Origin of the sequence: Flavonifractor sp. An10 (assembly GCF_002161215.1) — a bacterium.
Taxonomy (GTDB): domain Bacteria; phylum Bacillota; class Clostridia; order Oscillospirales; family Oscillospiraceae; genus Flavonifractor; species Flavonifractor avistercoris.
The window spans coordinates 137,954-159,876 of sequence record NZ_NFMB01000008.1; the positions used below are offsets into that span (position 1 = coordinate 137,954).

The 21,923-nt window shown below is 64.0% G+C and carries 35 protein-coding genes; 33 read left to right on the forward strand and 2 right to left on the reverse strand.

The features are described from left to right. Nucleotides 1–8 precede the first annotated feature (8 nt). The 30 genes from rplB (at nt 9) to B5E42_RS14805 (ending at nt 16,670) form a co-directional block, all read left to right on the forward strand. The gene (gene rplB / locus B5E42_RS14660) at nt 9–842 is read left to right on the forward strand and encodes a 50S ribosomal protein L2 (protein WP_087240967.1); all 834 of its coding nucleotides are present in this window, start codon (nt 9–11) and stop codon (nt 840–842) included. Between the two features lie 15 nt (nt 843–857). Further along, nucleotides 858–1,130: a 30S ribosomal protein S19 gene (rpsS, locus tag B5E42_RS14665; RefSeq protein ID WP_007494656.1), complete on the forward strand. Its 273-nt coding sequence runs from the start codon at nt 858–860 to the stop codon at nt 1,128–1,130. Nucleotides 1,131–1,145: 15 nt separating this feature from the next. Next, nucleotides 1,146–1,478, forward strand: coding sequence for a 50S ribosomal protein L22 (gene rplV, locus B5E42_RS14670; protein WP_087240969.1), 333 nt, complete (start codon nt 1,146–1,148; stop codon nt 1,476–1,478). A gap of 15 nt (nt 1,479–1,493) precedes the next feature. Further along, on the forward strand, nt 1,494–2,363 hold the full coding sequence (gene rpsC, locus B5E42_RS14675) for a 30S ribosomal protein S3 (RefSeq protein ID WP_087240971.1): 870 nt from the start codon (nt 1,494–1,496) through the stop codon (nt 2,361–2,363). After that, nucleotides 2,363–2,797 carry a 50S ribosomal protein L16 gene (gene rplP / locus B5E42_RS14680; protein WP_087240973.1) on the forward strand — a complete coding sequence of 145 codons (435 nt, stop codon included), beginning with the start codon at nt 2,363–2,365 and terminating at the stop codon, nt 2,795–2,797. Before rpsC ends, rplP begins: the two co-directional genes overlap by 1 nt. A gap of 2 nt (nt 2,798–2,799) precedes the next feature. Further along, nucleotides 2,800–2,997 carry a 50S ribosomal protein L29 gene (gene rpmC, locus B5E42_RS14685; protein WP_191380284.1) on the forward strand — a complete coding sequence of 66 codons (198 nt, stop codon included), beginning with the start codon at nt 2,800–2,802 and terminating at the stop codon, nt 2,995–2,997. 17 nt (nt 2,998–3,014) lie between these two features. Further along, nucleotides 3,015–3,275, forward strand: coding sequence for a 30S ribosomal protein S17 (gene rpsQ, locus B5E42_RS14690; protein WP_007494646.1), 261 nt, complete (start codon nt 3,015–3,017; stop codon nt 3,273–3,275). A 12-nt stretch (nt 3,276–3,287) separates the two neighbouring features. Beyond that, on the forward strand, nt 3,288–3,656 hold the full coding sequence (gene rplN / locus B5E42_RS14695) for a 50S ribosomal protein L14 (RefSeq protein WP_087240977.1): 369 nt from the start codon (nt 3,288–3,290) through the stop codon (nt 3,654–3,656). 16 nt (nt 3,657–3,672) lie between these two features. Beyond that, a complete protein-coding gene (gene rplX, locus B5E42_RS14700) occupies nt 3,673–3,990 on the forward strand; it encodes a 50S ribosomal protein L24 (RefSeq protein WP_087240979.1) in 318 nt (105 codons plus the stop codon). A gap of 20 nt (nt 3,991–4,010) precedes the next feature. After that, entirely contained in the window at nt 4,011–4,565 is a 555-nt protein-coding gene (gene rplE / locus B5E42_RS14705; protein ID WP_087240981.1) for a 50S ribosomal protein L5, read from the forward strand. Nucleotides 4,566–4,578: 13 nt separating this feature from the next. Next, nucleotides 4,579–4,764, forward strand: coding sequence for a type Z 30S ribosomal protein S14 (locus tag B5E42_RS14710; RefSeq protein ID WP_006573415.1), 186 nt, complete (start codon nt 4,579–4,581; stop codon nt 4,762–4,764). Between the two features lie 228 nt (nt 4,765–4,992). Further along, the gene (rpsH, locus tag B5E42_RS14715; RefSeq protein ID WP_087240983.1) at nt 4,993–5,391 is read left to right on the forward strand and encodes a 30S ribosomal protein S8; all 399 of its coding nucleotides are present in this window, start codon (nt 4,993–4,995) and stop codon (nt 5,389–5,391) included. Between the two features lie 16 nt (nt 5,392–5,407). After that, complete coding sequence (rplF, locus tag B5E42_RS14720) at nt 5,408–5,956, forward strand: 50S ribosomal protein L6 (RefSeq protein WP_087240985.1); 549 nt, start codon at nt 5,408–5,410, stop codon at nt 5,954–5,956. Nucleotides 5,957–5,970: 14 nt separating this feature from the next. Beyond that, complete coding sequence (rplR, locus tag B5E42_RS14725) at nt 5,971–6,330, forward strand: 50S ribosomal protein L18 (protein WP_087240987.1); 360 nt, start codon at nt 5,971–5,973, stop codon at nt 6,328–6,330. A gap of 18 nt (nt 6,331–6,348) precedes the next feature. Next, nucleotides 6,349–6,849, forward strand: coding sequence for a 30S ribosomal protein S5 (gene rpsE / locus B5E42_RS14730; RefSeq protein WP_087240989.1), 501 nt, complete (start codon nt 6,349–6,351; stop codon nt 6,847–6,849). Between the two features lie 14 nt (nt 6,850–6,863). Then, a complete protein-coding gene (gene rpmD, locus B5E42_RS14735) occupies nt 6,864–7,046 on the forward strand; it encodes a 50S ribosomal protein L30 (protein ID WP_087240991.1) in 183 nt (60 codons plus the stop codon). Between the two features lie 13 nt (nt 7,047–7,059). Further along, nucleotides 7,060–7,500, forward strand: a complete 441-nt coding sequence (rplO, locus tag B5E42_RS14740; RefSeq protein ID WP_087240993.1) for a 50S ribosomal protein L15 — start codon at nt 7,060–7,062, stop codon at nt 7,498–7,500. Next, complete coding sequence (secY, locus tag B5E42_RS14745; protein ID WP_087240995.1) at nt 7,501–8,829, forward strand: preprotein translocase subunit SecY; 1,329 nt, start codon at nt 7,501–7,503, stop codon at nt 8,827–8,829. Between the two features lie 12 nt (nt 8,830–8,841). Then, a complete protein-coding gene (locus B5E42_RS14750; RefSeq protein ID WP_087240997.1) occupies nt 8,842–9,474 on the forward strand; it encodes an adenylate kinase in 633 nt (210 codons plus the stop codon). Between the two features lie 11 nt (nt 9,475–9,485). Beyond that, entirely contained in the window at nt 9,486–10,238 is a 753-nt protein-coding gene (map, locus tag B5E42_RS14755; RefSeq protein ID WP_087241156.1) for a type I methionyl aminopeptidase, read from the forward strand. 2 nt (nt 10,239–10,240) lie between these two features. Continuing rightward, on the forward strand, nt 10,241–10,519 hold the full coding sequence (locus B5E42_RS14760; RefSeq protein WP_087240999.1) for a KOW domain-containing RNA-binding protein: 279 nt from the start codon (nt 10,241–10,243) through the stop codon (nt 10,517–10,519). 4 nt (nt 10,520–10,523) lie between these two features. Then, nucleotides 10,524–10,742 (forward strand): translation initiation factor IF-1, encoded by a 219-nt coding sequence (gene infA / locus B5E42_RS14765; RefSeq protein ID WP_009258089.1) that lies wholly within the window; start codon nt 10,524–10,526, stop codon nt 10,740–10,742. Nucleotides 10,743–10,876: 134 nt separating this feature from the next. After that, complete coding sequence (gene rpmJ, locus B5E42_RS14770) at nt 10,877–10,990, forward strand: 50S ribosomal protein L36 (RefSeq protein ID WP_006573428.1); 114 nt, start codon at nt 10,877–10,879, stop codon at nt 10,988–10,990. 19 nt (nt 10,991–11,009) lie between these two features. Next, nucleotides 11,010–11,378 (forward strand): 30S ribosomal protein S13, encoded by a 369-nt coding sequence (gene rpsM, locus B5E42_RS14775; protein WP_087241001.1) that lies wholly within the window; start codon nt 11,010–11,012, stop codon nt 11,376–11,378. Nucleotides 11,379–11,393: 15 nt separating this feature from the next. Next, nucleotides 11,394–11,795 (forward strand): 30S ribosomal protein S11, encoded by a 402-nt coding sequence (gene rpsK, locus B5E42_RS14780; RefSeq protein WP_007494608.1) that lies wholly within the window; start codon nt 11,394–11,396, stop codon nt 11,793–11,795. An 18-nt stretch (nt 11,796–11,813) separates the two neighbouring features. Beyond that, on the forward strand, nt 11,814–12,425 hold the full coding sequence (gene rpsD, locus B5E42_RS14785; protein ID WP_087241003.1) for a 30S ribosomal protein S4: 612 nt from the start codon (nt 11,814–11,816) through the stop codon (nt 12,423–12,425). Nucleotides 12,426–12,505: 80 nt separating this feature from the next. Further along, nucleotides 12,506–13,453 carry a DNA-directed RNA polymerase subunit alpha gene (locus tag B5E42_RS14790; protein ID WP_087241005.1) on the forward strand — a complete coding sequence of 316 codons (948 nt, stop codon included), beginning with the start codon at nt 12,506–12,508 and terminating at the stop codon, nt 13,451–13,453. Between the two features lie 148 nt (nt 13,454–13,601). Further along, entirely contained in the window at nt 13,602–13,943 is a 342-nt protein-coding gene (rplQ, locus tag B5E42_RS14795; protein ID WP_087241008.1) for a 50S ribosomal protein L17, read from the forward strand. Nucleotides 13,944–14,233: 290 nt separating this feature from the next. Then, nucleotides 14,234–15,571 carry a hemolysin family protein gene (locus B5E42_RS14800; protein WP_087241010.1) on the forward strand — a complete coding sequence of 446 codons (1,338 nt, stop codon included), beginning with the start codon at nt 14,234–14,236 and terminating at the stop codon, nt 15,569–15,571. Next, nucleotides 15,564–16,670 carry an amidohydrolase gene (locus B5E42_RS14805; RefSeq protein WP_087241012.1) on the forward strand — a complete coding sequence of 369 codons (1,107 nt, stop codon included), beginning with the start codon at nt 15,564–15,566 and terminating at the stop codon, nt 16,668–16,670. The genes B5E42_RS14800 and B5E42_RS14805 overlap by 8 nt, the downstream gene beginning before the upstream one ends. 45 nt (nt 16,671–16,715) lie before the next feature. Here B5E42_RS14805 and B5E42_RS14810 read toward each other — a convergent pair whose 3' ends face one another. Further along, nucleotides 16,716–17,033, reverse strand: coding sequence for a hypothetical protein (locus B5E42_RS14810; protein ID WP_087241014.1), 318 nt, complete (start codon nt 17,031–17,033; stop codon nt 16,716–16,718). A 75-nt stretch (nt 17,034–17,108) separates the two neighbouring features. After that, the gene (locus B5E42_RS14815) at nt 17,109–18,647 is read right to left on the reverse strand and encodes a polysaccharide biosynthesis C-terminal domain-containing protein (RefSeq protein WP_242967160.1); all 1,539 of its coding nucleotides are present in this window, start codon (nt 18,645–18,647) and stop codon (nt 17,109–17,111) included. Nucleotides 18,648–18,799: 152 nt separating this feature from the next. Between B5E42_RS14815 and B5E42_RS14820 the strand changes: the two genes are divergently transcribed. From B5E42_RS14820 to B5E42_RS14830, 3 genes are all read left to right on the forward strand, one after another. Beyond that, a complete protein-coding gene (locus B5E42_RS14820; protein ID WP_162614002.1) occupies nt 18,800–19,510 on the forward strand; it encodes a DUF554 domain-containing protein in 711 nt (236 codons plus the stop codon). A gap of 504 nt (nt 19,511–20,014) precedes the next feature. Then, the gene (locus B5E42_RS14825; protein ID WP_087241020.1) at nt 20,015–20,791 is read left to right on the forward strand and encodes an enoyl-CoA hydratase-related protein; all 777 of its coding nucleotides are present in this window, start codon (nt 20,015–20,017) and stop codon (nt 20,789–20,791) included. 256 nt (nt 20,792–21,047) lie between these two features. Beyond that, entirely contained in the window at nt 21,048–21,899 is an 852-nt protein-coding gene (locus tag B5E42_RS14830; protein WP_087241022.1) for a 3-hydroxybutyryl-CoA dehydrogenase, read from the forward strand. Nucleotides 21,900–21,923: the final 24 nt, after the last annotated feature.

The following is a 21,923-nucleotide window of genomic DNA, read 5'->3' on the forward strand; positions in this document are numbered from 1 at the left end:
GATAGAAAATGGCGATTAAAACCTATAAGCCCACAACCCCCTCCCGCCGTCACATGACCGTGTCCGCCTTCGAGGGGATTGACAAGAAGGCCAAGCCCGAGCGCAGCCTGACCGAGAACCTGAAGAAGAACGCCGGCCGCAACAGCTACGGCCGCATCACCGTCCGCCACCGCGGCGGCGGCAACAAGAAGAAGTACCGCATCATCGACTTCAAGCGGGACAAGAACGGCACCGCTACCGTCATCAACCTGCAGTACGATCCCAACCGCTCCGCCAACATCGCCCTGATCCAGTACGAGGACGGCGAGAAGCGCTATATCCTGGCCCCCGTGAACCTGAAGGCCGGCCACAAGATCATGACCGGCCCCGACGCCGACATCCTGCCCGGCAACTGCCTGCCCATCGCCAACATCCCCGTGGGCGAGCTGATCCACTGCATCGAGCTCTACCCCGGCAAGGGCGCCCAGCTGGTGCGCGCCGCCGGCGAGGCCGCTCAGCTGATGGCCAAGGAGAACGGCATGGCTCAGGTTCGCCTGCCCTCCGGCGAGGTTCGCTATGTCCGCGAGGAGTGCAAGGCCACCATCGGCCAGGTGGGCAACACCGACTGGTCCAACATCCAGATCGGCAAGGCCGGCCGCAAGCGCCACATGGGCTGGCGTCCCACCGTCCGCGGCTCCGTCATGAACCCCAATGACCACCCCCACGGCGGCGGCGAGGGCAAGAGCCCGGTGGGCCGTCCCGGCCCTGTGACCCCCTGGGGCAAGCCTGCCATGGGTTACAAGACCCGCAAGCTGAAGAACCGCACCGAGAAGTTCATCGTCAAGCACCGCAACGCGAAGTAAGGGAGGCAGTCATAGATGAGCAGAAGTATCAAGAAGGGCCCCTTTTGCGCTCCCGAGCTGCTGAAGCGGGTCGATGAAATGAATCAGACCGGCGAGAAGAAGGTGCTGAAGACCTGGAGCCGCGCCTCCACCATCTTCCCCTCCTTTGTCGGTCACACCTTTGCCGTGCACGACGGCCGCAAGCACGTGCCCGTCTACGTGACCGAGGACATGGTGGGCCACAAGCTGGGCGAGTTCGCCCCCACCCGCACCTTCCGCGGCCACGCCGGCAGCAAGACTGGTAAGTAAGGAGGAGGAGAGAACATGGAAGCCAAAGCACATCTGAGATATGCCCGTATCTCTCCCCGTAAGGTGCAGATCGTCTGCGACCTGATCCGCGGCAAGAGCGTGGCCCAGGCCACCGCCATCCTCATGGGCACCCCCAAGGCCGCCTCTGAGCTGCTGCTGAAGCTCCTCAAGAGCGCCGCCGCCAACGCGGAGAACAACCACCAGATGGATCCCGAGAAGCTGTATGTCTCCCAGGTGTTCGCCACCCCCGGCCCCATCCTGAAGCGGATGATGCCCCGGGCCCAGGGCCGCGCCTATCGGATCAACAAGCGCACTTCTCACATCACCATCGCGGTGGCCGAGCGCTAAGGGAGGAGGAAGAATATGGGACAGAAAGTGAATCCCCACGGCCTGCGCGTGGGTGTCATTAAGGACTGGGACTCCCGCTGGTACGCCCGCAATGAGAAGGTGGGCGACCTGCTGGTGGAGGACAAGAAGATCCGGGACTACCTGAAGAAGACCCTGTATTCCGCCGGTATCCCCAAGATCGAGATTGAGCGCGACAACGCCAAGGTGCGCATCTACCTGCACTGCGCCCGCCCCGGCGTGGTCATCGGCAAGGGCGGCGAGCAGATTGAGCAGTACCGCCAGACCGTGGAGAAGATGATCGGCAAGCCTGTGGCCCTCAACATCGTGGAGGTCAAGCAGGTGGACACCAACGCTCAGCTGGTGGCCGAGAACATCGCCCAGCAGCTGGAGAAGCGCATCGGCTTCCGCCGGGCCATGAAGAACGCCATGGGCCGCGCCATGCGCATGGGCGCCCGCGGTATCAAGACCCAGGTGTCCGGCCGTCTGGGCGGCGCCGAGATCGCCCGCACCGAGCACTATCACGACGGCACCATCCCCCTGCAGACCCTGCGTGCCGACATCGACTACGGCTTCGCTGAGGCCGCCACCACCTACGGCCGCATCGGCGTGAAGGTGTGGATCTACAAGGGCGAGGTGCTGACTCAGACCCTGCGCACCACTCCCCGCACCATCGACACCAAGAACTTCAAGGAGCGCTCTGAGCGTCCCCGCCGCGACCGCCGCGACGGCGACCGCAGAGGCGGCTTCAACCGCAATGGCGGCGGCTTCAACCGCAACGGCGGCCGGCCCCAGGGCGGCTTCAACAACAACCGTCCCCAGGGCGGCGCGAACCGTCCTCAGGGCGGCGCCCGTCCCGCTGCTCCCAAGGAAGGAGGCGCCAACTAATGCTGCTGCCTAAGAGAGTGAAATACCGCCGCGTTCACCGCGGTCGCATGAAGGGCAAGGCCCTGAAGGGCAACACCGTGACCTACGGTGAGTTTGGCCTGCAGGCCACCGAGCCCAGCTGGATCACCAGCAACCAGATCGAGGCCGCCCGTATCGCCATGACCCGCTACACCAAGCGCGGCGGCAAGGTCTGGATCAAGATCTTCCCCGACAAGCCCGTCACCGAGAAGCCCGCTGAGACCCGAATGGGTTCCGGTAAGGGCTCCCCCGAGTACTGGGTGGCCGTGGTCAAGCCCGGCCGTGTTATGTTCGAGATCGCCGGCGTCTCCGAGGAGATCGCCCGCGAGGCCCTGCGTCTGGCCTCCCACAAGCTGCCTGTCAAGTGCAAGATTGTGGCGAAGCAGACCGCCGAGAGCGAGAATGGTGGTGAATGAAGATGAAGGCTACTGAAATCCGTAAGATGAGCGCCGCCGAGCTGGAGACCAAGCTGGGCGACCTGAAGAAGGATCTCTTCCAGCTGCGTCTTCAGCACGCCACCAATCAGCTGGATAACCCGGTGAAGATCGCCGAGGTCAAGAAGGACATCGCCCGGGTCAAGACCATCATCCGCGAGCAGCAGCTCGCAGGCCGATAAGAAGGAGGAGCTAGAACATGGAGAACAGAACTTCTTCCCGCAAGACCAGAGTCGGCCTGGTGGTTTCCGATAAGATGGACAAGACTGTGGTGGTGGCCATTGCCGACCGTGTGGCCCACCCCCTGTACAAGAAGATCGTCAAGAGCACCTACAAGCTGAAGGCGCACGACGAGAAGAACGAGTGTGGCATCGGCGACCGCGTGCGGGTCATGGAGACCCGGCCCCTGTCCAAGGACAAGCGCTGGCGCGTCGTCGAGATCATCGAGAAGGCGAAGTAAGGAGGTGTCGGTATGATTCAGCAGGAGACCTATCTGAAGGTGGCCGACAACACCGGCGCCAAGGAGATCAAGACCATCCGCGTGCTGGGCGGCTCCAGCCGCAAGTTCGGCAACATCGGCGATGTGATCGTCGCCTCCGTCCGCAAGGCCCAGCCCGGCGGCACGGTGAAGAAGGGCGAGGTGGTCAAGGCCGTCATCGTCCGCTCCGTCAAGGGCGTGCGCCGCTCCGACGGCAGCTATGTCCGCTTTGACGAGAACGCCGCCGTTCTGATCAAGGACGACAAGAATCCCCGCGGTACCCGTATCTTTGGGCCCGTGGCCCGCGAGCTGCGCGACAAGGATTACATGAAGATCCTGTCCCTGGCTCCCGAAGTGCTGTAAGGGGGTAGGAGATAACATGAAGAAGATGAGCATTCGCAAGGACGACATGGTCGTCGTCCTGTCCGGCAAGGACAAGGGCAAGCAGGGCAAGATCCTGGAGGTTATGCCCAAGGAGGGCAAGGTGGTCGTGGAGAAGATCAACGTGGTCTCCCGCCACACCAAGCCCCGCAAGCAGGGCGACCAGGGCGGCATCCTGAAGAAGGAGGCCCCCATCTACGCCTGCAAGGTGCAGCGCGTGTGCCCCAAGTGCGGCAAGCCCACCCGCGCCGCCCACAAGGTGCAGGCCGACGGCAAGAAGGTTCGCATCTGCAAGAAGTGCGGCGCCGAGATCTGAGAGAGGAGGAGTGAACAACAATGGCTGATAAGAAAGTGCCCAACCTGAAGGCGAAGTACCAGGCCGAGGTCGCTCCTGCTCTGATGCAGAAGTTCGGCTACAAGAGCACCATGCAGATCCCCAAGATCGACAAGATCGTGGTCAACTGCGGCTGCGGCGAGGCCCGCGACAACTCCAAGGTGCTGGAGGCCGTGGTGGGCGATCTGACCAAGATCACCGGCCAGAAGGCCATCATCACCAAGGCCAAGAAGTCCGTGGCCAACTTCAAGCTGCGTGAGGGTATGCCCATCGGCGCCAAGGTCACCCTGCGCGCCGACCGTATGTGGGAGTTCCTGGACCGCCTGTTCAACGTGGCCCTGCCCCGCGTGCGCGACTTCCGCGGCATCAACCCCAACTCCTTTGACGGCCGCGGCAACTACGCCCTGGGCATCAAGGAGCAGCTGATCTTCCCGGAGATCGAGTACGACAAGATCGACAAGATCCGCGGCCTGGACGTGGTCATCTGCACCACCGCCCACACCGACGAAGAGGCCAAGGAGCTCCTGTCCCTGATCGGCGCTCCCTTCGCCCGCTAAGGAGGAGAACGAAATGGCTAAGAAGTCTATGATTCTGAAGCAGCAGGCGGAGCCCAAGTTCTCCACCCGCCGCTACAACCGCTGCAAGATCTGCGGCCGCCCCCACGCCTACCTGCGGGACTACGGCATCTGCCGTATCTGCTTCCGCGAGCTGGCTTATAAGGGCCAGATCCCCGGCGTCAAGAAGGCGTCTTGGTAAAATAAACGCCCGCAGGCGTCAGAACGGCCGCTTGCCGTGCAACAAGCACTGCCTGCGCGTCCGTTCTTTGCCTGCGTACGTTTCTTTCACCAATCCCGTGCGGTTTTCGATTGCATGCAATCGTGGATCGATATTTCCCCGCCGGCGGCAACAGGTCGCAGCTGCCTAACTGCGATACCTTGCCGCTGCCACCGGCAATGCCGGTAATTTTAACAGGAGGTAAACATCATGCACATTACGGATCCCATTGCGGATATGCTCACCCGCATCCGCAACGCGAACAACGCCAAGCATGACACCGTGGACGTGCCTGCGTCCAACATGAAGAAGGCCATCGCGCAGATCCTGCTGGACGAGGGCTATATCAAGAACTTCCAGCTCATCGACGACGGCACCCAGGGCGTTATCCGCGTTACCCTGAAGTACAACCCCGGCAAGGAGAAGGTTATCACCGGCCTGCGCCGCGTCTCCAAGCCCGGCCTGCGTGTCTATGCCGGTGCTGACGAGCTGCCCCGCGTTCTCCGCGGCCTGGGCATTGCCATCGTGTCCACGTCCAAGGGCGTCATGACCGACAAGGCCGCCCGCGCGGCCCATGTCGGCGGTGAAGTCCTGGCGTTTGTCTGGTAAGGAGGGAGAGTAGAATATGTCTCGTATCGGAAGAATGCCGATCTCCATCCCCGCCGGTGTGGACGTGAAGATCGAAGCCGGTAACCTGGTTACCGTGAAGGGGCCCAAGGGCACCCTGACCCAGCAGCTGCACCCCGCCATGACCATCACCCAGGAGGGCGAGGTCATCCACGTGACCCGTCCCAACGACGCCAAGGAGAACCGCAGCCTGCACGGCCTGACCCGCAGCCTGCTGCACAACATGATCGTGGGCGTCACCGAGGGCTTCAAGAAGGAGCTGGACGTCAACGGCGTCGGCTACCGTGTGGCCAAGGAGGGCAACAAGCTGGTCATGAACCTGGGCTATTCCCACCAGGTCACCGTGGAGGAGACCGACGGCATCAGCATCGAGTGCCCCAGCGCCAACAAGATCGTCATCAGCGGCGTCGACAAGCAGAAGGTCGGCCAGTTTGCCGCCGAAGTCAGAGAGAAGCGTCCGCCTGAGCCTTACAAGGGCAAGGGCATCAAATACACCGACGAGGTCATCCGCCGCAAGGAAGGCAAGACCGGCGTCAAGAAGAAATAAGGAGGTGTGCCACAATGATCAACAGACCCGATACCAACGCTCAGCGGCTTAAGCGCCACAAGAGAGTGCGCGGCAAGATTTCCGGCACGCCCGAGCGTCCCCGCCTGAACGTGTTCCGCAGCAACACCAACATCTACGCCCAGGTCATCGACGACGTGACCGGCAAGACGCTGGCGTCTGCTTCCTCCCTGGAGAAGGGCTTTGAGGGCAAGGGCTCCGACTGTGAGGCCGCCAAGAAGGTGGGCCTGACCGTCGCCGAGCGCGCCAAGGCCGCCGGCATCGAGACCGTCGTGTTTGACCGCGGCGGCTACGTGTACCACGGCCGCGTGCAGGCCCTGGCCGAGGGCGCCCGCGAGGGCGGCCTGCAGTTCTAAGGGAGGAGGAAACGAGATATGCCTAGATTTGAAAGAGAACCCAGCGAGTTCACCGAGAAGCTGGTTGCCCTCAACCGCGTGTCCAAGACCGTCAAGGGCGGTCGCGTCATGAAGTTTGCCGCGCTGATGGTCGTGGGCGACGAGAAGGGCCGCGTGGGCTTCGGCACCGGCAAGGCCGCCGAGGTTCCCGAGGCCATCCGGAAGGGCATTGAGGACGCCAAGAAGAACATGGTGACCATCACCCGCTCCGGCACCACCATCCCCCACGAGGTGATCGGCGAGTTCGGCGCCGGCCGCGTGCTCCTCAAGCCCGCCGCCCCCGGTACCGGCATCATCGCCGGCGGCCCCGTCCGCGCCGTCATGGAGGCCGTGGGCATCCGTGACATCCGCGCCAAGTGCCTGCGCTCCAACAATCCGCAGAACGTGGTCTCCGCCACCTTTGAGGGCCTGAAGTCCCTGCGTGGCCCCGAGGAGATCGCCCGCATCCGCGGCAAGAGCGTCAGCGAGATCGTAGGTTAAGGAGGGCCGTGAACATGGCTAATCTGAACATCAAGCTGGTTAAGAGCCTGAACGGCCGGATCGCCAAGCATAAGGCCACCGCCGAGGCTCTGGGCCTGCGCAAGATCGGCGACACCACCGTGCAGCCCGACAACGAGGCGACCCGCGGCAAGATTGCCCACATCGGCTACCTGCTGCAGGTCACCGAGGAACAGTAAGGAGGTGCGCGAAATGAATCTGCATGAGCTTTCTCCCGCTGCCGGCTCCAACCCCAAGGCCTACCGCAAGGGCCGCGGCCACGGCTCCGGCAACGGCAAGACCGCCGGCCGCGGCCAGAAGGGCCAGTGGGCCCGTTCCGGCGGCGGCGTGCGCGTGGGCTTTGAGGGCGGCCAGATGCCCCTGACCCGCCGCATCCCCAAGCGCGGTTTCCACAACATCTTTGCAAAGCCCCTGGAGGCCATCAACGTCTCCGCCCTGAACAAGTTCGAGGACGGCGCCACGGTCAACGTGTGCGACCTGCTGGAGAAGGGCATCCTCTCCAAGTGTGAGTACGGCTACAAGGTGCTGGGCAACGGCACCCTGACCAAGAAGCTGATTGTCCGTGCCTCCGCTTTCTCCGCCTCCGCCAAGGAGAAAATCGTCGCGGCAGGTGGAAAGTACGAGGTGGTATAAGTGATCGAGACCATCCGAAACGCGTGGAAGATCCCGGAGCTGCGCAAGAAGATCCTCTTCACGGTGTTCGCCCTGCTGGTGTTCCGGCTGGGCTCCGTGGTGCCCGTGCCCTTCATCGACAGTAATGCGCTGAGCCAGACCATGAACAGCATGGGCGGTATCTTCTCCCTGCTGGGCGCCATGAACGGCACCGCCTTCTCCATCGCGGCCGTGTTCGCCCTGGGCGTGCAGCCGTATATCAACAGCTCCATTATCATCCAGCTGCTCACCGTCGCCATCCCCGCTCTGGAGCGCCTCCAGAAAGAGGGCGGCGAGGAGGGCCGGAAGAAGATCGCGGCCATCACCCGCTACGTCACCGTGGCCATCGGCCTGCTGCAGGGCTTCGGTTACTACACCCTCATCCGCAGCTACGACGCCACCACGCCGATGCTGGATACCGCCGGCCTGCCCGGCTGGTGGGCGGCCATCGTCATCATCCTGTGCTTCACCGCCGGTTCCGCCTTTGTCATGTGGCTGGGTGAGCAGATCACCGAGTTCGGCATCGGCAACGGCATCTCCATCATCCTGTTCGCCGGCATCCTGTCCCGGGTGCCCGGCGCGGTGAGCACCATGTACCGCGGCATCCGCAACAACATGGACGGCGTCACCGGCCAGTTCAACCTGCCCTGGTGGGGTGCCATCCTCATCGTCATCGGTGTGCTGGCCATCGTGGTTCTGATTGTGTTCATCCAGAACTCCGAGCGCCGCATCCCCGTCCAGTACGCCAAGCGCGTGGTGGGCCGCAAGATGTACGGCGGTCAGTCCAGCCACATCCCCCTGAAGGTGAACATGAGCGGCGTTATGCCCATCATCTTCGCCCAGGCCATCGCCTCCCTGCCCGCCACCATCGGCATGTTCGTGCCCGCGGCCCAGCAGGAGGGCACCGGCTGGTACACCTTCCTCCAGATCTTCAACACCACCAGCGTCATCTATATCGTGGTGTACTTCCTGCTGATCATCGGCTTCAGCTACTTCTACTCCACGATGCAGTTCAACCCCGTTGAGGTGGCCAACAACCTGAAGAAGAACGGCGGCTTCATTCCCGGCTTCCGTCCCGGCAAGCCCACCGCCGACTTCATCCACAAGGTGCTCAACCGCATCACCATGTTCGGCGCCCTGTACCTGGCCATCATCGCCATCGCCCCCATTGTCACCGGCGCCATCCTGGGTCAGAGCGGCCTGGCCATCGGCGGCACGTCCATCATCATCGTGGTGAGCGTTGCCCTGGAGACCACCAAGGCCCTGGAGGCCCAGATGCTCATGCGCCACTACAAAGGCTTCCTTGAGTAAGGGGTTATCAGAATGAAAATCATTCTTCTCGGCGCCCCCGGCGCCGGCAAGGGCACCCAGGCGGAGATCATCAGCCGCAAGCTGGGCATCCCCACCATCTCCACCGGCAACATCCTCCGCGCGGCCGTGAAGGAGGGCACTCCCATCGGCCTGCAGGCCAAGAGCTATATGGATGCGGGCAAGCTGGTTCCCGATGAGGTCATCATCGGCATCATCCAGGAGCGGCTGGCCCAGCCAGACTGCGCCGGCGGCTTCATCCTGGACGGGGTGCCCCGCACCATCGCCCAGGCCGAGGCCCTGGAGCGCCACGGCATCAACTTCGACGCCGTCCTCTCTCTGGAGATCAGCGACGACGTCATCGAGGCCAGGCTCACCGGCCGGCGCACCTGCCACGCCTGCGGCGCCACCTACCACGTGGTCACAGCCCCTCCCCAGAAGGAGGACATCTGCGATAAGTGCGGCGGCGTGCTGGAGCAGCGCAAGGACGATCTGCCGGAGACCGTCAAGCACCGCCTGGAGGTCTACCACAGCGAGACCGAGCCGCTCAAGGGCTTCTATGAGGGCAAGGGCGTGCTGAAGCGGGTGCCCGATCTGGGCGGCATTGACGAGACCAACGCAAAAATCATGGAACTGCTGGGGAAGTGAACGAGATGGAAATGATCTCTCTCAAATCCCCCCGCGAAATCGAGTGCATGCGCCGGGCCGGGCGGCTGACCGCCCAGGCCCGGGCGCTGGCCGGTTCCCTGGTGCGGCCCGGTGTGACCACCCACGAAATCGACACCGCCGTGCGCAAGTTCATCGAGAGCCACGGGGCGAAGCCCTCTTTCCTGGGCTACGGCGGCTTCAAGGGCTCGGCCTGCATCTCCATCAACGAGGAGGTCATCCACGGCATCCCCGGCCCCCGGAAGCTGAAGGAGGGCGACATCGTCAGTGTGGACGTGGGCGCCTATCTGGACGGCTTCCACGGCGACTGCGCCGCCACCTTCCCCTGCGGGGAGGTGAGCCCGGAGGCCCTGGAGCTCATCCGGGTCACCGAGCAGAGCTTCTGGGAGGGCATACGCCTGGCCCGCGCCGGCAACCGGGTATTCGACATCTCCCACGCCGTGCAGCAGTACGTGGAGTCCCACGGCTGCTCCGTGGTGCGGGACTTTGTGGGCCACGGTGTGGGCGCCAAGCTCCACGAGGCCCCCGAGGTGCCCAACTTCGGCCCCGCCGGCCACGGCCCCCGGCTCCAGCCGGGCATGACCATCGCCGTGGAGCCCATGGTGTGCGCCGGCGACTGGCGGGTCAAGGTGCTCAAGGACGGCTGGACTACCGTGTCCGCCGACGGCAGCCTCACCGCCCACTACGAGAACACCATCCTCATCACCGACGGTGAGCCGGAAGTGCTCACCTGGGCGGAGGACTGAGTATGGCGGACGCCTGCGGGCAGATTGTCCGCTCCCTGGCCGGACACGACAAGGGGGCGCTGTTCTGTGTCCTGGACACAGACGGCGGCTACCTGCTGCTGTGCGACGGGAAGCGGCGGAGGCTGGAGCGGCCCAAACGGAAGAAGGAGAAGCACACCCAGCTCCTGGGGACGCTTCCCCAGCCCCGCCTGGCGGAGTTTCAGGCGGGCATCAACCGATCCAACCGAGACATACGGAGGGCGCTGGCCGCTTTCCGAGCTGAGGAACTAAGGAGGGTATGACGCTTTGGCAAAGGACGATATGATCGAAGTGGAGGGCGTCGTGACCGAGTCCCTTCCCAACACCACGTTCCATGTGGACATCGGAAACGGCCACATCATTCTGGCCCACATCTCCGGCAAGCTGCGCATGAACTTCATCCGCATCCTGCCCGGAGACAAGGTGACGGTTCAGATGTCTCCTTATGACGTAACCAGGGGCCGGATTACCTGGAGATCCAAGTAATCCGCGCCATTCACCGCGGCGGAATGGAATTCCGCCGGCCTCCCGGACGGGAGGCACCATCAACGACCGGTGCGGGTCAGCGGGGCCTTGCCTCCGCCGCGCCGGGGCCATCAGGCTGACAGGAGGTTTATGACATGAAAGTTAGACCGTCCGTGAAGCCCATGTGCGAGAAGTGCAAGATCATCAAGCGCAAGGGCAAGGTCATGGTAATTTGCGAAAATCCCAAGCACAAGCAGAGACAAGGTTAACAGGAGGTGCTGAAACAGTATGGCACGTATTGCTGGCATTGATTTGCCGAGAGAGAAGCGGGTCGAGATCGGCCTGACCTATATTTACGGCATCGGGCGCACCAGCGCCAACAAGATCCTGGCTGAGGCCGGTATCAACCCCGACACCCGCGTGAAGGATCTGACCGAGGCCGACGAGGCCAAGCTGCGCGAGATCATCGGCCACAGCTACACTGTGGAGGGCGACCTCCGCCGCGACGTGGCGATGGACATCAAGCGCCTGACCGAGATCGGCTGCTACCGGGGCATCCGGCACCGCAAGGGCCTGCCCGTCCGCGGTCAGCGCTCCAAGACCAACGCGCGCACCCGCAAGGGCCCCAAGCGCACCGTCGCCAATAAGAAGAAGTAAGGGAGGGAGAGACACATGGCTACCGCTACCAAGGGTAAGAAAGTTATCCGCAAGCGCCGCGAGCGCAAGAACGTTGAGAAGGGCCAGGTGCACATCCGCTCCTCCTTCAACAACACCATGGTTACCGTGACCGACATGGGCGGCAACGCCCTGTCCTGGGCCTCCTCCGGCGGCCTGGGCTTCCGCGGTTCCCGTAAGAGCACCCCCTTCGCCGCGCAGACCGCCGCCGAGACCGCCGCCAAGGCGGCCATGGAGCACGGCCTGAAGACCGTGGAGGTGTACGTGAAGGGCCCCGGCGCCGGCCGTGAGGCCGCCATCCGCGCCCTGCAGGCCGTGGGCCTGGAGGTCACCCTGATCAAGGACGTGACCCCCATCCCCCACAACGGCTGCCGTCCGCCGAAGCGCCGCCGCGTGTAAGAGAAGGAGGAAGATCAAATGGCTAAGAATATGCAGCCTATCGTGAAGCGCTGCCGCGCGCTGGGCATTTCTCCCGCCGCCATGGGCTACGCCGGGAAGAGCAAGCAGGAGTCCAACCGCAACCCCGGCGGCCAGATGCGGAAGAAGAAGAGCGAGTACGCCCTCCAGCTGACCGAGAAGCAGAAGGTCAAGTTCGTCTACGGCATCATGGAGAAGCAGTTCCGCTCCTACTATGAGAAGGCCGCCCGCATGCCCGGCAAGACCGGCGAGAACCTGCTGGTTCTGGTGGAGCGCCGCCTGGACAACGTGGCGTACCGCCTGGGCTTCGCCATGACCCGCCGTGAGGCCCGTCAGCTGGTGGGCCACGGCCACTTCACCGTCAACGGCCAGCGGGTGGACATCCCCTCCTACCTGGTCAAGGCGGGTGACGTGATCGAGGTGAAGGAGTCCAGCCGCTCCTCCGCCAAGTTCAAGCGCCTGACCGGCGAGGACGCCCCCACCGTTCTGGTTCCCAAGTGGCTGGAGCGGGACAAGAACGCGCTCAAGGGCACTGTGCTGCAGATGCCCACTCGCGAGGACATCGACCTGCCTGTCGAGGAGCACCTGATCGTCGAGCTGTACTCCAAGTAATGCTGCTTGTACCCTCGATTATTGGTGAGCTGTATCAGGCCGCGGGCAGAGGCCCGCGGCCGCAAAAAGGAGGGTAACACATGGTAGAAATCGAGAAGCCCCGCATCGAATGTGTGGAGAATCCCGGCGACGGTTCCTACGGCAAGTATGTGGTGGAGCCCCTGGAGCGCGGGTACGGCACAACCCTGGGCAACTCCCTGCGCCGCATCCTGCTCTCCTCTCTGCCCGGCACGGCGGTCACCTCTATCAAGATCGCCGGTGTGCAGCACGAATTCTCCACCATTCCCGGCGTGAAGGAGGACGTGACCGAGATCGTCCTCAACGTAAAGAGCATCATTGCCAAGCTCCACTGTGAGGGAGTCAAAACGGTCTATATTGAGGCCTCCGGCGAGTGCGAGGTCACTGCCGGCGACATCAAGGCCGACGGCGAGGTGGAGATCCTCAACCCGGAGCTGCACATCGCCACCCTGGGCCCTGACGCCAGCCTGAACATGGAGCTGACCCTGTCCCACGGCCGGGGCTATGTCCCCGCCGACCGGAACAAGCCGGCTCAGACCATCATCGGCCTGATCCCGGTGGACTCCATCTACACGCCGGTGCGGAAGGTCAACTACACGGTGGAGAACACCCGTGTGGGCGATGCGACCGACTACGACAAGCTGACCCTGGAGGTGTGGACAAACGGCACCATCACCGCCCGGGACGCGGTCAGCCTGGGCGCCCGCATCCTCTGCGACCACTTCGTCCTCTTCACCGACCTCTCTGAGACCATGGGCTCCAAGTCCACGGTGGTGGAGAAGGCGGAGACCCAGCGGGACAAGGTGCTGGAGCTGACCATCGAGGAGCTGGATCTGTCTGTCCGCTCCTTCAACTGCCTCAAGCGTGCCAACATCAACACGGTGGAGGATCTGATCTCCAAGACCGAGGACGAGATGATGAAGGTGCGCAACCTGGGCCGCAAGAGCCTGGAAGAGGTCATCAACAAGCTGGCCATGATGGGCCTGCACCTGGCCGACGAGGAAAACTGACGGCCAGAGGGGCGGGAAGCCCGGGGGCACGTAACGTCCCCTCCCGGGCCCCGGCCGCATGCGTCGTCCCGCCCCGGAGGCTCAGGCCTCCCCGGACGAATTGACTGACGGAGTTCGCCTTGGCGGCTCCCATAGGAGTGTGCAAGTTATGTCTCATTATCGGAAACTGGGCAAGCCCACCGACCAGCGTGTGGCTATGCTGCGCGCCATGACCACCTACCTGCTGGAGAACGGCCAGATCAAGACCACCGTCTCCCGCGCCAAGGAAGTGGCTCCCATCGCTGAGAAGATGATCACCCTGGCCAAGAACGCCAACCTGGCCAACTACCGCCGCGCCCTGTCCTGGCTGACCAAGGAGGACGTGGCCAAGAAGCTGTTTGACGAGATCGGCCCCAAATACGCCTCCCGCAACGGCGGCTACACCCGCGTGGTGAAGATCGGCCCCCGCCGCGGCGATGCCGCTGAGATGGCCATCGTGCAGCTGGTGTAACATCCCGGACGAGAAAGCCTCTGCCATATGGCAGGGGCTTTTTTGTCGCCATGGGGCGCCGCCCGCGGCACGGACAGCGGAATGGAGCGGTTTACCCTTGCATAACGGCCGCGGCTGTGCTATACTATCTCCAATACATGATTAAAGGAGACGGTGAGCCCTCGTGGACGAACCTCCGCCTAGTAACAGCTACATAGGGAAACCGTTCAGGGACAGCCTTACCCGAGAGGGATAGGGTTGTCCTTTTGCGCGTTTCCACACCCAGAACAACAGGAGTTGATTGTGTTCTTATGTTAGACAGTGCCAGTATCGGGATGATTGCCGCCATGGTGGTGATGGTGATCTGCTCCGCCTATTTCTCCGCCACCGAGACCGCCTTTACCTCCCTCAACCGCATCCGCCTCAAGAGCAAGGCCGACGCCGGCGACCGCCGGGCCGCCAGGGCCCTGGCGCTGGTGGACAAGTACGACAACCTGCTGTCCACCATCCTGGTGGGCAACAACATCGTCAACCTGACGGCATCCTCCCTGTCCACCCTGTTTTTCACCGTGGGGCTGCACCTGCAGAACGGCGCGGTGGTGGCCACGGCGGTGATCACCATCGTGGTGCTCATCTTCGGTGAGGTCTCCCCCAAGAGCATGGCCAAGGAGTTCCCCGAACAGTTCGCCATGTTCTCCGCCCCCATCATTGGCACGCTGATGGTGATCCTCACCCCGGTGAACTGGTTCTTCGCCGCGCTGAAAAAGGGCCTGTCCAAAATCATGCGCAGCAAGGACAAGGAGGGCATCACCGAGGAGGAGCTGGTCACCATGGTGGATCAGGCCGAGAGCGAGGGCGGCCTGGATCAGCACGAGAGCAAGCTTATCCGCGCGGCCATCGAGTTCCACGACCTGGAGGTGGAGGAGATCCTCACTCCCCGGGTGGACATGGTGGCGGTGAGGGACACCGACCCCATGGAGGACATCGCCCACGCCTTTGCCGAGAGCGGCTACTCCCGCCTGCCCGTCTACCACGAGGACATCGACAACATCATCGGCGTCATCCACGAGAAGGACTTCCACGCCGCCCGCTACCGGGGCATCAGCGACGTCAGGCAGTTCCTGGGCCCCGTACTCTACACCACCGGCAACACCAAGATCTCCGAGCTGCTGCGCATCCTCCAGAAGGAGAAGGCCCACATGGTCATCGTGGTGGACGAGTACGGCGGCACCGAGGGCCTGGTCACCCTGGAGGACATCGTGGAGGAGCTGGTGGGCGAGATCTGGGACGAGCACGACGAGGTGATTGAGGAGTTCCGCCGGCAGAGCGACGGCAGCTACCTCATCTCCTGCTCCGCCGATCTCACCGACCTGTTTGACCTGTTCGCCATCAAGGGGGAGTGCGACGCCAACACCATCTCCGGCTGGGTCATGGAGCGCATCGGCAAGGTGCCCGAGGAGGGGGATCACTTTGTCTCCGACGGCCTGGACGTGACCGTCACCCGGGTGGATCACCGCCGGGCGCTGGAGATCCGGGTGGAGGTGCTCCCGCCGGAGGCGGAGAGCGCCGACAAGGGAAAGGAGAAGCCTGCCGCGGAAAAGGGAAAAGAGAAGTTCCAGGACAAGGGAAAGGAAAAGAATCATGAGTGACGAACGGCTTGATCTGGCGGTGCAGCTGCGCCATGCCCTCCACGCCCACCCGGAGCTGTCCGGCCGGGAGTTCTGGACGCGGCAGACCCTGATGGACTTCCTTCGGGCCCATACCCGGCTGGAGGTGGTGGATCGGGGCAGCTGGTTTTACGCCCGGTGCAGGGGCCGGGGGGAGGGGAAAGTGGCCTTCCGGGCCGACTTTGACGCCCTGCCCATGGAGGAGACCCTGCCGATCCCCCACCGTTCCCGCTGCCCCGGCGCCGCCCACAAGTGCGGCCACGACGGGCACAGCGCCGCCCTGGCCCTGCTGGGCCTGACCCTGGATGAAGAGGGGGCGGCGCGGGACACCTACCTGATCTTCCAGCCCGCCGAGGAGATCGGCGGCGGGGGAGAAGCCTGCGCCGCCTTCCTGCGGGAGGAGGGCATCGGGGAGGTGTACGCCTTCCACAACATGCCCGGCTATCCCCTGGGGGCGGTGGCCCTGCGCTCCGGCACCATGAACTGCGCCTCCAAGGGGCTGATCCTCCGCTTCACCGGCGTACCCACCCACGCCAGCACCCCGGAACTGGGCCGCAACCCGGCCTCCGCCGTGGCGGCGGTGGTGTCCGCCATCCCGGAGCTGACCCGGCCGGAGGAGCACCGGGGCCTGGTGCTGTGCACCGTGGTGGGCATCGACCTGGGGGAGCGGGCCTTCGGCATCTCCGCGTACCAGGGGGAGCTGCTGCTCACCCTCCGGGCCCAGTACCAGGAGGAACTGGACGCCCTCCAGGAGGCCCTGCTGGCGCTGGCCAGGGAGCAGGCGAAGGAGTACGGCCTGACCCTGGAGCGGGCGGAGAAGGACGTGTTCCCCGAGACAGCCAACCACCCCGCCGCCGTGGACAAGGTGCGCCGGGCGGCGGAGGGCCTTGGCCTCACCGTCATCGACATGCCGGAGCCCATGCGGGGCTCCGAGGACTTCGGCTGGTACCTGCGGCAGGCGGAGGGGGCCATGTTCCTGCTGGGGGACGGGGAGGACTGCCCGCCCCTGCACAGCGACGGCTTCGACTTCCCCGACGCCCTGCTGCCCACCGCCTGCGCCCTGTTCCGGGCGCTGATCTGAAAAAAGAAACCGGCACGGTCATAGACCGTGCCGGTTTTGATTTTGCTATTCCATGGGGGTGCACAGATACCACTCGTTGTTGTATTGGACGGCTAGGCCGTCCGCCGTCACCGCGTAGGGCATCCCCAGCTCCCGATTGAAGTTGGTCTCGCCGTTCTGCTCCGGGAATGTGTCCGTGTAGGAGGAGGTATATCCGGTGATCGCCTCCTCAGCCACCTCCGCGGGGGAGGGCTGGTCGGGCAGCAGATAGACCACATCGTCCACCATGATGGCGGCGGGGTAGTCGGCGGCAGACCCGCCGGAGGAGCAGCCCGCCAGGGCCAGGGCGCAGAGCAACAGCGCGCATACGGTCAGTCGCCTCATCATGGACAACTCCTTTCCGTTCCAAAGGCCGCATATGGCTTTCTGAGTCCATGATATCCCATTCCCGGAGGGCTGTCAACCGGCCTGTGCTCCCCTCAGCCGGAAGATCTTCCGCAGATCCACCCCCTGGGCCTGGAGGGCGGCTAGGTAGAGGACGGTGCCGAAGACCAGGCAGGCCGCCGCCCCGGAGAGGGGGGACATGCCCGCGTCAGAGAGCACCTGCCGGAGCAGGTTGGTCACCAGCCCGGCCAGCAGGGCGGACAGGCCGGGGGCGGTGAGCCACTGGAAGAGCCGGGGCCGCAGGCCGGTGCACCGCCGCACGTCCCGCCAGTTGAGGAGCAGACCCAGGGCGGTGGACACCAGGAAGCCGGCCACATAGCCCCGCAGCCCCAGGCCGGGCAGGCCCATGAGGATATAGACGCAGGCCAGCTCCACCGCGCCGGAGAGGATGGCGTTGCGGGCGGCGGCCTGGGGCCTGCCCAGACCGTTGAGGGCGCTGGCCAGCACCGACTGGTAGCAGGACAGGGCTACCCCCGCCGCCAGGGGGAGGATGTACCGGCCCGCCGCGGGCTCCCCGAAGAGGGCGGCCCCCAGATCGGGGCCCACCGCCGCCAGCAGGGCCATGGCGGGCAGGATGAGCACCGACGTGGCCAGCAGGGAGCGGCCCACCCGGCGGCGTACCAGCTCCGGCCGCCCCAGGGCCACCCCCTCCGCCAGCTTGGGCACCAGGACGAGGCCCAGGGCGCCGATGAAGGCGGTGGGCAGGCACAGCATGGGCAGGGTCATGCCGCACAGCACGCCGAAGGCCTCCATGGCCTCCGACACCTGGGCCCCGGCGTGAACCAGCCGCTGGGGGATGAGCACCGACGTGGCCGAGCCCATCAGGTTGCCCAGCAGGCTGGTCAGGCCGATGGGCACCGCGATGGAGGCGATGCGGCGGTTCAGGTGCCGCCCCTCCTCCCGGGAGCCCGCCCGGCTCAGCCGCCGCCGGGTTAGGAAAAAGAGGGTGACGGCGGAGAACACCTCGCAGGTGATCATGCCCAGGACGATGAGCCCCACGGTGCGCTCCGGGTTCTGGGGCAGGAAGAGCACCAGCAGGCCCAGCACCGCACCGGTGCGGATAAACTGCTCGCACAGCTCCACCGCCGCCGGGGGGCGGATGCTGCCCGTGCCGTAGAAGTAGTGCTTGTGCAGGTTCTCCACCCCGGTGAGCAGGACGCAGGGCAGCAGGAGCAGCAGCCCCAGCTGGGTGCGGGCATCCCCCAGCAGATAGACCGAGATGGGGTCGTAGAGCACCACCACCACCGCCGCCACGGCGGCGAACAGCAGGAGGAAGCACGCCAGGCAGCGGCGGAGCACCTGCCCGATCACGGCGGGGCGGCCCATGGCGTGGTACTGGGAGGACAGGTTGGACACCGCCGCCGTCAGCCCCACGGCGGTGAGGGAGAGGAGGACGGAGAACACCGGCATGATCAGCTGGTAGAGCCCCATCACCTCCGCGCCGATGAGCCGGGAGAGGAAGATGCGGTAGACGAAGCCGAGAAATTGGGAGACGATGCTGGTGAGCGTCAGCACCAGCGTGCCGTAGAGCATGGACGTGCGGTCGAGTTTCAAGGCGCGGCCCCCTTCCGAGCGGGTATCCGGGACAATTACACCCTATTCACCACGGGTTGTCCGCCATGCCTGGGGAAAAGTTTTGACAAACCGGGCCGGAGCGTATATGATAGACACATTATCACATTGCAGTACGAAAGTGAGTGAGCGCCTTGCCCGCAACCTTCATCAATGTAGCACTGATCCTGCTGGGCAGCCTGCTGGGGCTGCTTTTCCGCGGCCGCATCCCGCCCCGGTTCTCCTCGGGGCTCACCTTTGCCCTGGGCCTGTGCGTGCTGGGCATCGGCATCTCCAATATGATTGCCACCGCCGACACCCTGTGCGTCATCATCTGCATGGTGGTGGGAACCCTGCTGGGGGAGGCCATCAACATTGAAAAGCGGATGGAGGGGGCGGGGGAGCTGCTCCGCCGCAGGCTGATCCGGGGCGAGGGAAACAGCCGCTTTGTGGAGGGCTTCGTCAACGCCACCGTCCTGTTCTGTGTGGGCGCCATGGCTATCAACGGGGCCATGGCCGCCGGCATGCAGGGGGACTACAGCATCCTCATCTCCAAGTCGGTGATCGACGGCGTCACCGCCGTTACCTTTGCCGCCGCCATGGGCGTCGGCGTGGCCTTCTCCGCCCTCCCCATCCTGGTGTACGAGGGGGGCATGACCCTGATCTTCGGCGCGGTGGGCCAGGGCATCGACCCGGCCATCGTCACCGAGATGTGCGCTGTGGGAGGCACCATCATCGTGGGCATCGGCCTGAACATGCTGGGCCTGCCCAGGGAGAAGCTCCGCGTGGGCAATATGCTGCCCGCCATCTTTCTGCCGCTGGCCTATGTGCCGCTGAGCGGCTGGCTGAGCGGGCTGACGGGGTAGTGGGGCAGCGGATTGCCCACCCCGCGCAGCGGGACGGCGCCTGCGCCGTCAAGCGTTTTGGCGGAGCCAAAACCTTGCAATCGCCGGAATTCACTTCCGGCGCTTTGGATGGAATCAAGGGCTCCCGCCGGATGGGACATCCGGTGGGAGCAATATGCTGCCCGCCATCTTTCTGCCGCTGGCCTATGTGCCGCTGAACGGCTGGCTGAGCGGGCTGGCAGGATAGAGGGGACGGCAGATTGCACAGGGCCGGCCCGGGGCAGGGGAAGTGCCGCGTGCGAGTTTTGTTCCAAAACGAATTGGTTTACAAATTATTCCGAGGAGATTAGGATGATTTTTTAGTAAATTGTGCAGAATGACCATATTCTTTGATAAAAAAATAACGCTTTTTTCTCGCATTTTGCTTGCCTGTTTGGTTGGAAAGCGGTATACTTATAAGGAAGGTTTGTGTTAAAAAAATAACAATTAGCAATTCCATCCCGAGAGAGCAAGGAGGCAGAACGAATGGGCTTTGTAAAGCTGGAAAAGCAGGGCCATGTGGGCATCGTCACCATCGACCGCCAGGAGGCTCTGAACGCACTGAACAGCCAGGTGCTGGACGATCTGGACGCGATGATCGACCAGGTGGCTGCGGACGACGAGATCTACGTGATGATTCTGACCGGCGCGGGCCGTTCCTTTGTGGCGGGCGCCGACATCGGCGAGATGAAGGGCTTCTCCTCCATCGACGGCAAGAAGTTCGGCGTGCACGGCGGCGGCGTGTTCCTCAAGCTGGAGAACATGGCCAAGCCCGTCATCGCCGCGGTAAACGGCTTCGCCCTGGGCGGCGGCTGCGAGCTGTCCATGGCCTGCGACATCCGCCTGGCCAGTGAGAAGGCCCGGTTCGGCCAGCCCGAGGTGGGCCTGGGCATCACCCCCGGCTTCGCCGGCACCCAGCGGCTGCCCCGCATCGTGGGCGTCAGCAAGGCCATGGAACTGATTCTCACCGCCAAGACCATCAAGGCCGACGAGGCCAAGGCCATCGGCCTGGTCAGCGAGGTGTACCCCGCCGAGGAGCTGATGCCCAGGGCTATCGAACTGGCCCAGGCAATCTGCGCCAACGCCCAGATTGCGGTGCAGGAGTCTAAGCGGTGCATCCGCATGGGCATGCAGACCGACATCGCCACCGGCTCCGCCTTTGAGGCCGAGGCCTTCGGCGTCTGCTGCGGCACCGCCGACAAGGACGAGGGCATGGGCGCGTTCCTGGAGAAGCGTACCGAGAAGCATTTCCAGAACAAATAAGTGCCAAGCCCGCGCCCATGCCCTGACCAGCGGGGCCCCCGCCGAAGCCCAGCGAAGTGGGTTCGGTGGGGAAAGGACGAGCAAGGGAGTGGTGTGGAGCTTTCGCCGCAAGGCGGAAGCGGAACACAGCGGACTTTGCGAGGACGCGGGCGCGTTCCTGGAGAAGCGCGCAGAGAAACATTTCCAGAACAAGTAAATGCGAATATCAGCTCAGTCCCAGTTGGGACAATGAGAAACAGCTAGGAGGTTACATACTATGAAAAAGGTAGTTGTCATCGGCGGCGGCACCATGGGCCTGGACATCGCCCAGGTGTTTGCCCGCAGCGGCTATGATGTGGTGGTTCGCGACATCAATGACGAGATCATCCAGAAGTCCGAGGCCCGTCTGAACAAGGGCCTGGACAAGCTGGTTGCCAAGGGCAAGATGGACGAGGCCGGCAAGAAGGCCATCACCGACAAGATGACCTTCACCACCGATCTGAATGCTGCCGCCGATGCCGATCTGGTCGTGGAGGCCGCCATCGAGAACCTGGACATCAAGAAGAGCATCTTTGCCGAGCTGGACAAGATCTGCAAGAGCGAGACCATCCTGGCCTCCAACACCTCCTCCATCTCCATCACCGCCATTGCCGCGGCCACCCAGCGCCCCGACAAGTTCATCGGCATGCACTTCTTCAACCCCGCCACGGTCATGAAGCTGGTGGAGGTCATCCGCGGCGCTCACACCTCCGACGAGACCTACAACACCATCGCCGAGCTGGCGAAGGCCATCGGCAAGGAGCCCGTTGAGGTCAACGAGGCCCCCGGCTTTGTGGTGAACAAGATTCTGATCCCCATGATCAACGAGGCCTGCGACCTGGTGTACACCGGCGTGGCCAGCGTGGAGGGCGTTGACACCGCCATGAAGCTGGGCGCCAACCACCCCATGGGCCCCCTGGCCCTGGGCGATCTGGTGGGCCTGGACGTGTGCCTGGCCATCATGGACACCCTGTACAACGAGACTCACGATCCCAAGTACCGCGCCTCCCTGCTGATGCGCAAGATGGTGCGCGCCGGCAAGCTGGGCCGCAAGACCGGCGTGGGCTTCTACGACTACACCAAGAAGTAAGTTCATTTCTGTGCGAGCGATGAC

Coding starts and splice junctions, on each gene's coding strand:
- B5E42_RS14825 (WP_087241020.1), top strand. CDS start 20,015: ATGGGCTTTGTAAAGCTGGAAAAGCAGGGCCATGTGGGCATCGTCACC.
- B5E42_RS14800 (WP_087241010.1), top strand. CDS start 14,234: ATGTTAGACAGTGCCAGTATCGGGATGATTGCCGCCATGGTGGTGATG.
- rplX (WP_087240979.1), top strand. CDS start 3,673: ATGAAGAAGATGAGCATTCGCAAGGACGACATGGTCGTCGTCCTGTCC.
- rplN (WP_087240977.1), top strand. CDS start 3,288: ATGATTCAGCAGGAGACCTATCTGAAGGTGGCCGACAACACCGGCGCC.
- rpmJ (WP_006573428.1), top strand. CDS start 10,877: ATGAAAGTTAGACCGTCCGTGAAGCCCATGTGCGAGAAGTGCAAGATC.
- B5E42_RS14750 (WP_087240997.1), top strand. CDS start 8,842: ATGAAAATCATTCTTCTCGGCGCCCCCGGCGCCGGCAAGGGCACCCAG.
- rplB (WP_087240967.1), top strand. CDS start 9: ATGGCGATTAAAACCTATAAGCCCACAACCCCCTCCCGCCGTCACATG.
- rplF (WP_087240985.1), top strand. CDS start 5,408: ATGTCTCGTATCGGAAGAATGCCGATCTCCATCCCCGCCGGTGTGGAC.
- rplE (WP_087240981.1), top strand. CDS start 4,011: ATGGCTGATAAGAAAGTGCCCAACCTGAAGGCGAAGTACCAGGCCGAG.
- B5E42_RS14790 (WP_087241005.1), top strand. CDS start 12,506: ATGGTAGAAATCGAGAAGCCCCGCATCGAATGTGTGGAGAATCCCGGC.
- rpmD (WP_087240991.1), top strand. CDS start 6,864: ATGGCTAATCTGAACATCAAGCTGGTTAAGAGCCTGAACGGCCGGATC.
- rpsE (WP_087240989.1), top strand. CDS start 6,349: ATGCCTAGATTTGAAAGAGAACCCAGCGAGTTCACCGAGAAGCTGGTT.
- rpsQ (WP_007494646.1), top strand. CDS start 3,015: ATGGAGAACAGAACTTCTTCCCGCAAGACCAGAGTCGGCCTGGTGGTT.
- rplV (WP_087240969.1), top strand. CDS start 1,146: ATGGAAGCCAAAGCACATCTGAGATATGCCCGTATCTCTCCCCGTAAG.
- rplO (WP_087240993.1), top strand. CDS start 7,060: ATGAATCTGCATGAGCTTTCTCCCGCTGCCGGCTCCAACCCCAAGGCC.
- rpsH (WP_087240983.1), top strand. CDS start 4,993: ATGCACATTACGGATCCCATTGCGGATATGCTCACCCGCATCCGCAAC.
- rpsC (WP_087240971.1), top strand. CDS start 1,494: ATGGGACAGAAAGTGAATCCCCACGGCCTGCGCGTGGGTGTCATTAAG.
- rpsS (WP_007494656.1), top strand. CDS start 858: ATGAGCAGAAGTATCAAGAAGGGCCCCTTTTGCGCTCCCGAGCTGCTG.
- rpsM (WP_087241001.1), top strand. CDS start 11,010: ATGGCACGTATTGCTGGCATTGATTTGCCGAGAGAGAAGCGGGTCGAG.
- rpsD (WP_087241003.1), top strand. CDS start 11,814: ATGGCTAAGAATATGCAGCCTATCGTGAAGCGCTGCCGCGCGCTGGGC.
- map (WP_087241156.1), top strand. CDS start 9,486: ATGATCTCTCTCAAATCCCCCCGCGAAATCGAGTGCATGCGCCGGGCC.
- rpsK (WP_007494608.1), top strand. CDS start 11,394: ATGGCTACCGCTACCAAGGGTAAGAAAGTTATCCGCAAGCGCCGCGAG.
- rplR (WP_087240987.1), top strand. CDS start 5,971: ATGATCAACAGACCCGATACCAACGCTCAGCGGCTTAAGCGCCACAAG.
- rplP (WP_087240973.1), top strand. CDS start 2,363: ATGCTGCTGCCTAAGAGAGTGAAATACCGCCGCGTTCACCGCGGTCGC.
- B5E42_RS14830 (WP_087241022.1), top strand. CDS start 21,048: ATGAAAAAGGTAGTTGTCATCGGCGGCGGCACCATGGGCCTGGACATC.
- B5E42_RS14710 (WP_006573415.1), top strand. CDS start 4,579: ATGGCTAAGAAGTCTATGATTCTGAAGCAGCAGGCGGAGCCCAAGTTC.
- B5E42_RS14805 (WP_087241012.1), top strand. CDS start 15,564: ATGAGTGACGAACGGCTTGATCTGGCGGTGCAGCTGCGCCATGCCCTC.
- rplQ (WP_087241008.1), top strand. CDS start 13,602: ATGTCTCATTATCGGAAACTGGGCAAGCCCACCGACCAGCGTGTGGCT.
- rpmC (WP_191380284.1), top strand. CDS start 2,800: ATGAAGGCTACTGAAATCCGTAAGATGAGCGCCGCCGAGCTGGAGACC.
- B5E42_RS14760 (WP_087240999.1), top strand. CDS start 10,241: ATGGCGGACGCCTGCGGGCAGATTGTCCGCTCCCTGGCCGGACACGAC.
- B5E42_RS14810 (WP_087241014.1), bottom strand. CDS start 17,033: ATGAGGCGACTGACCGTATGCGCGCTGTTGCTCTGCGCCCTGGCCCTG.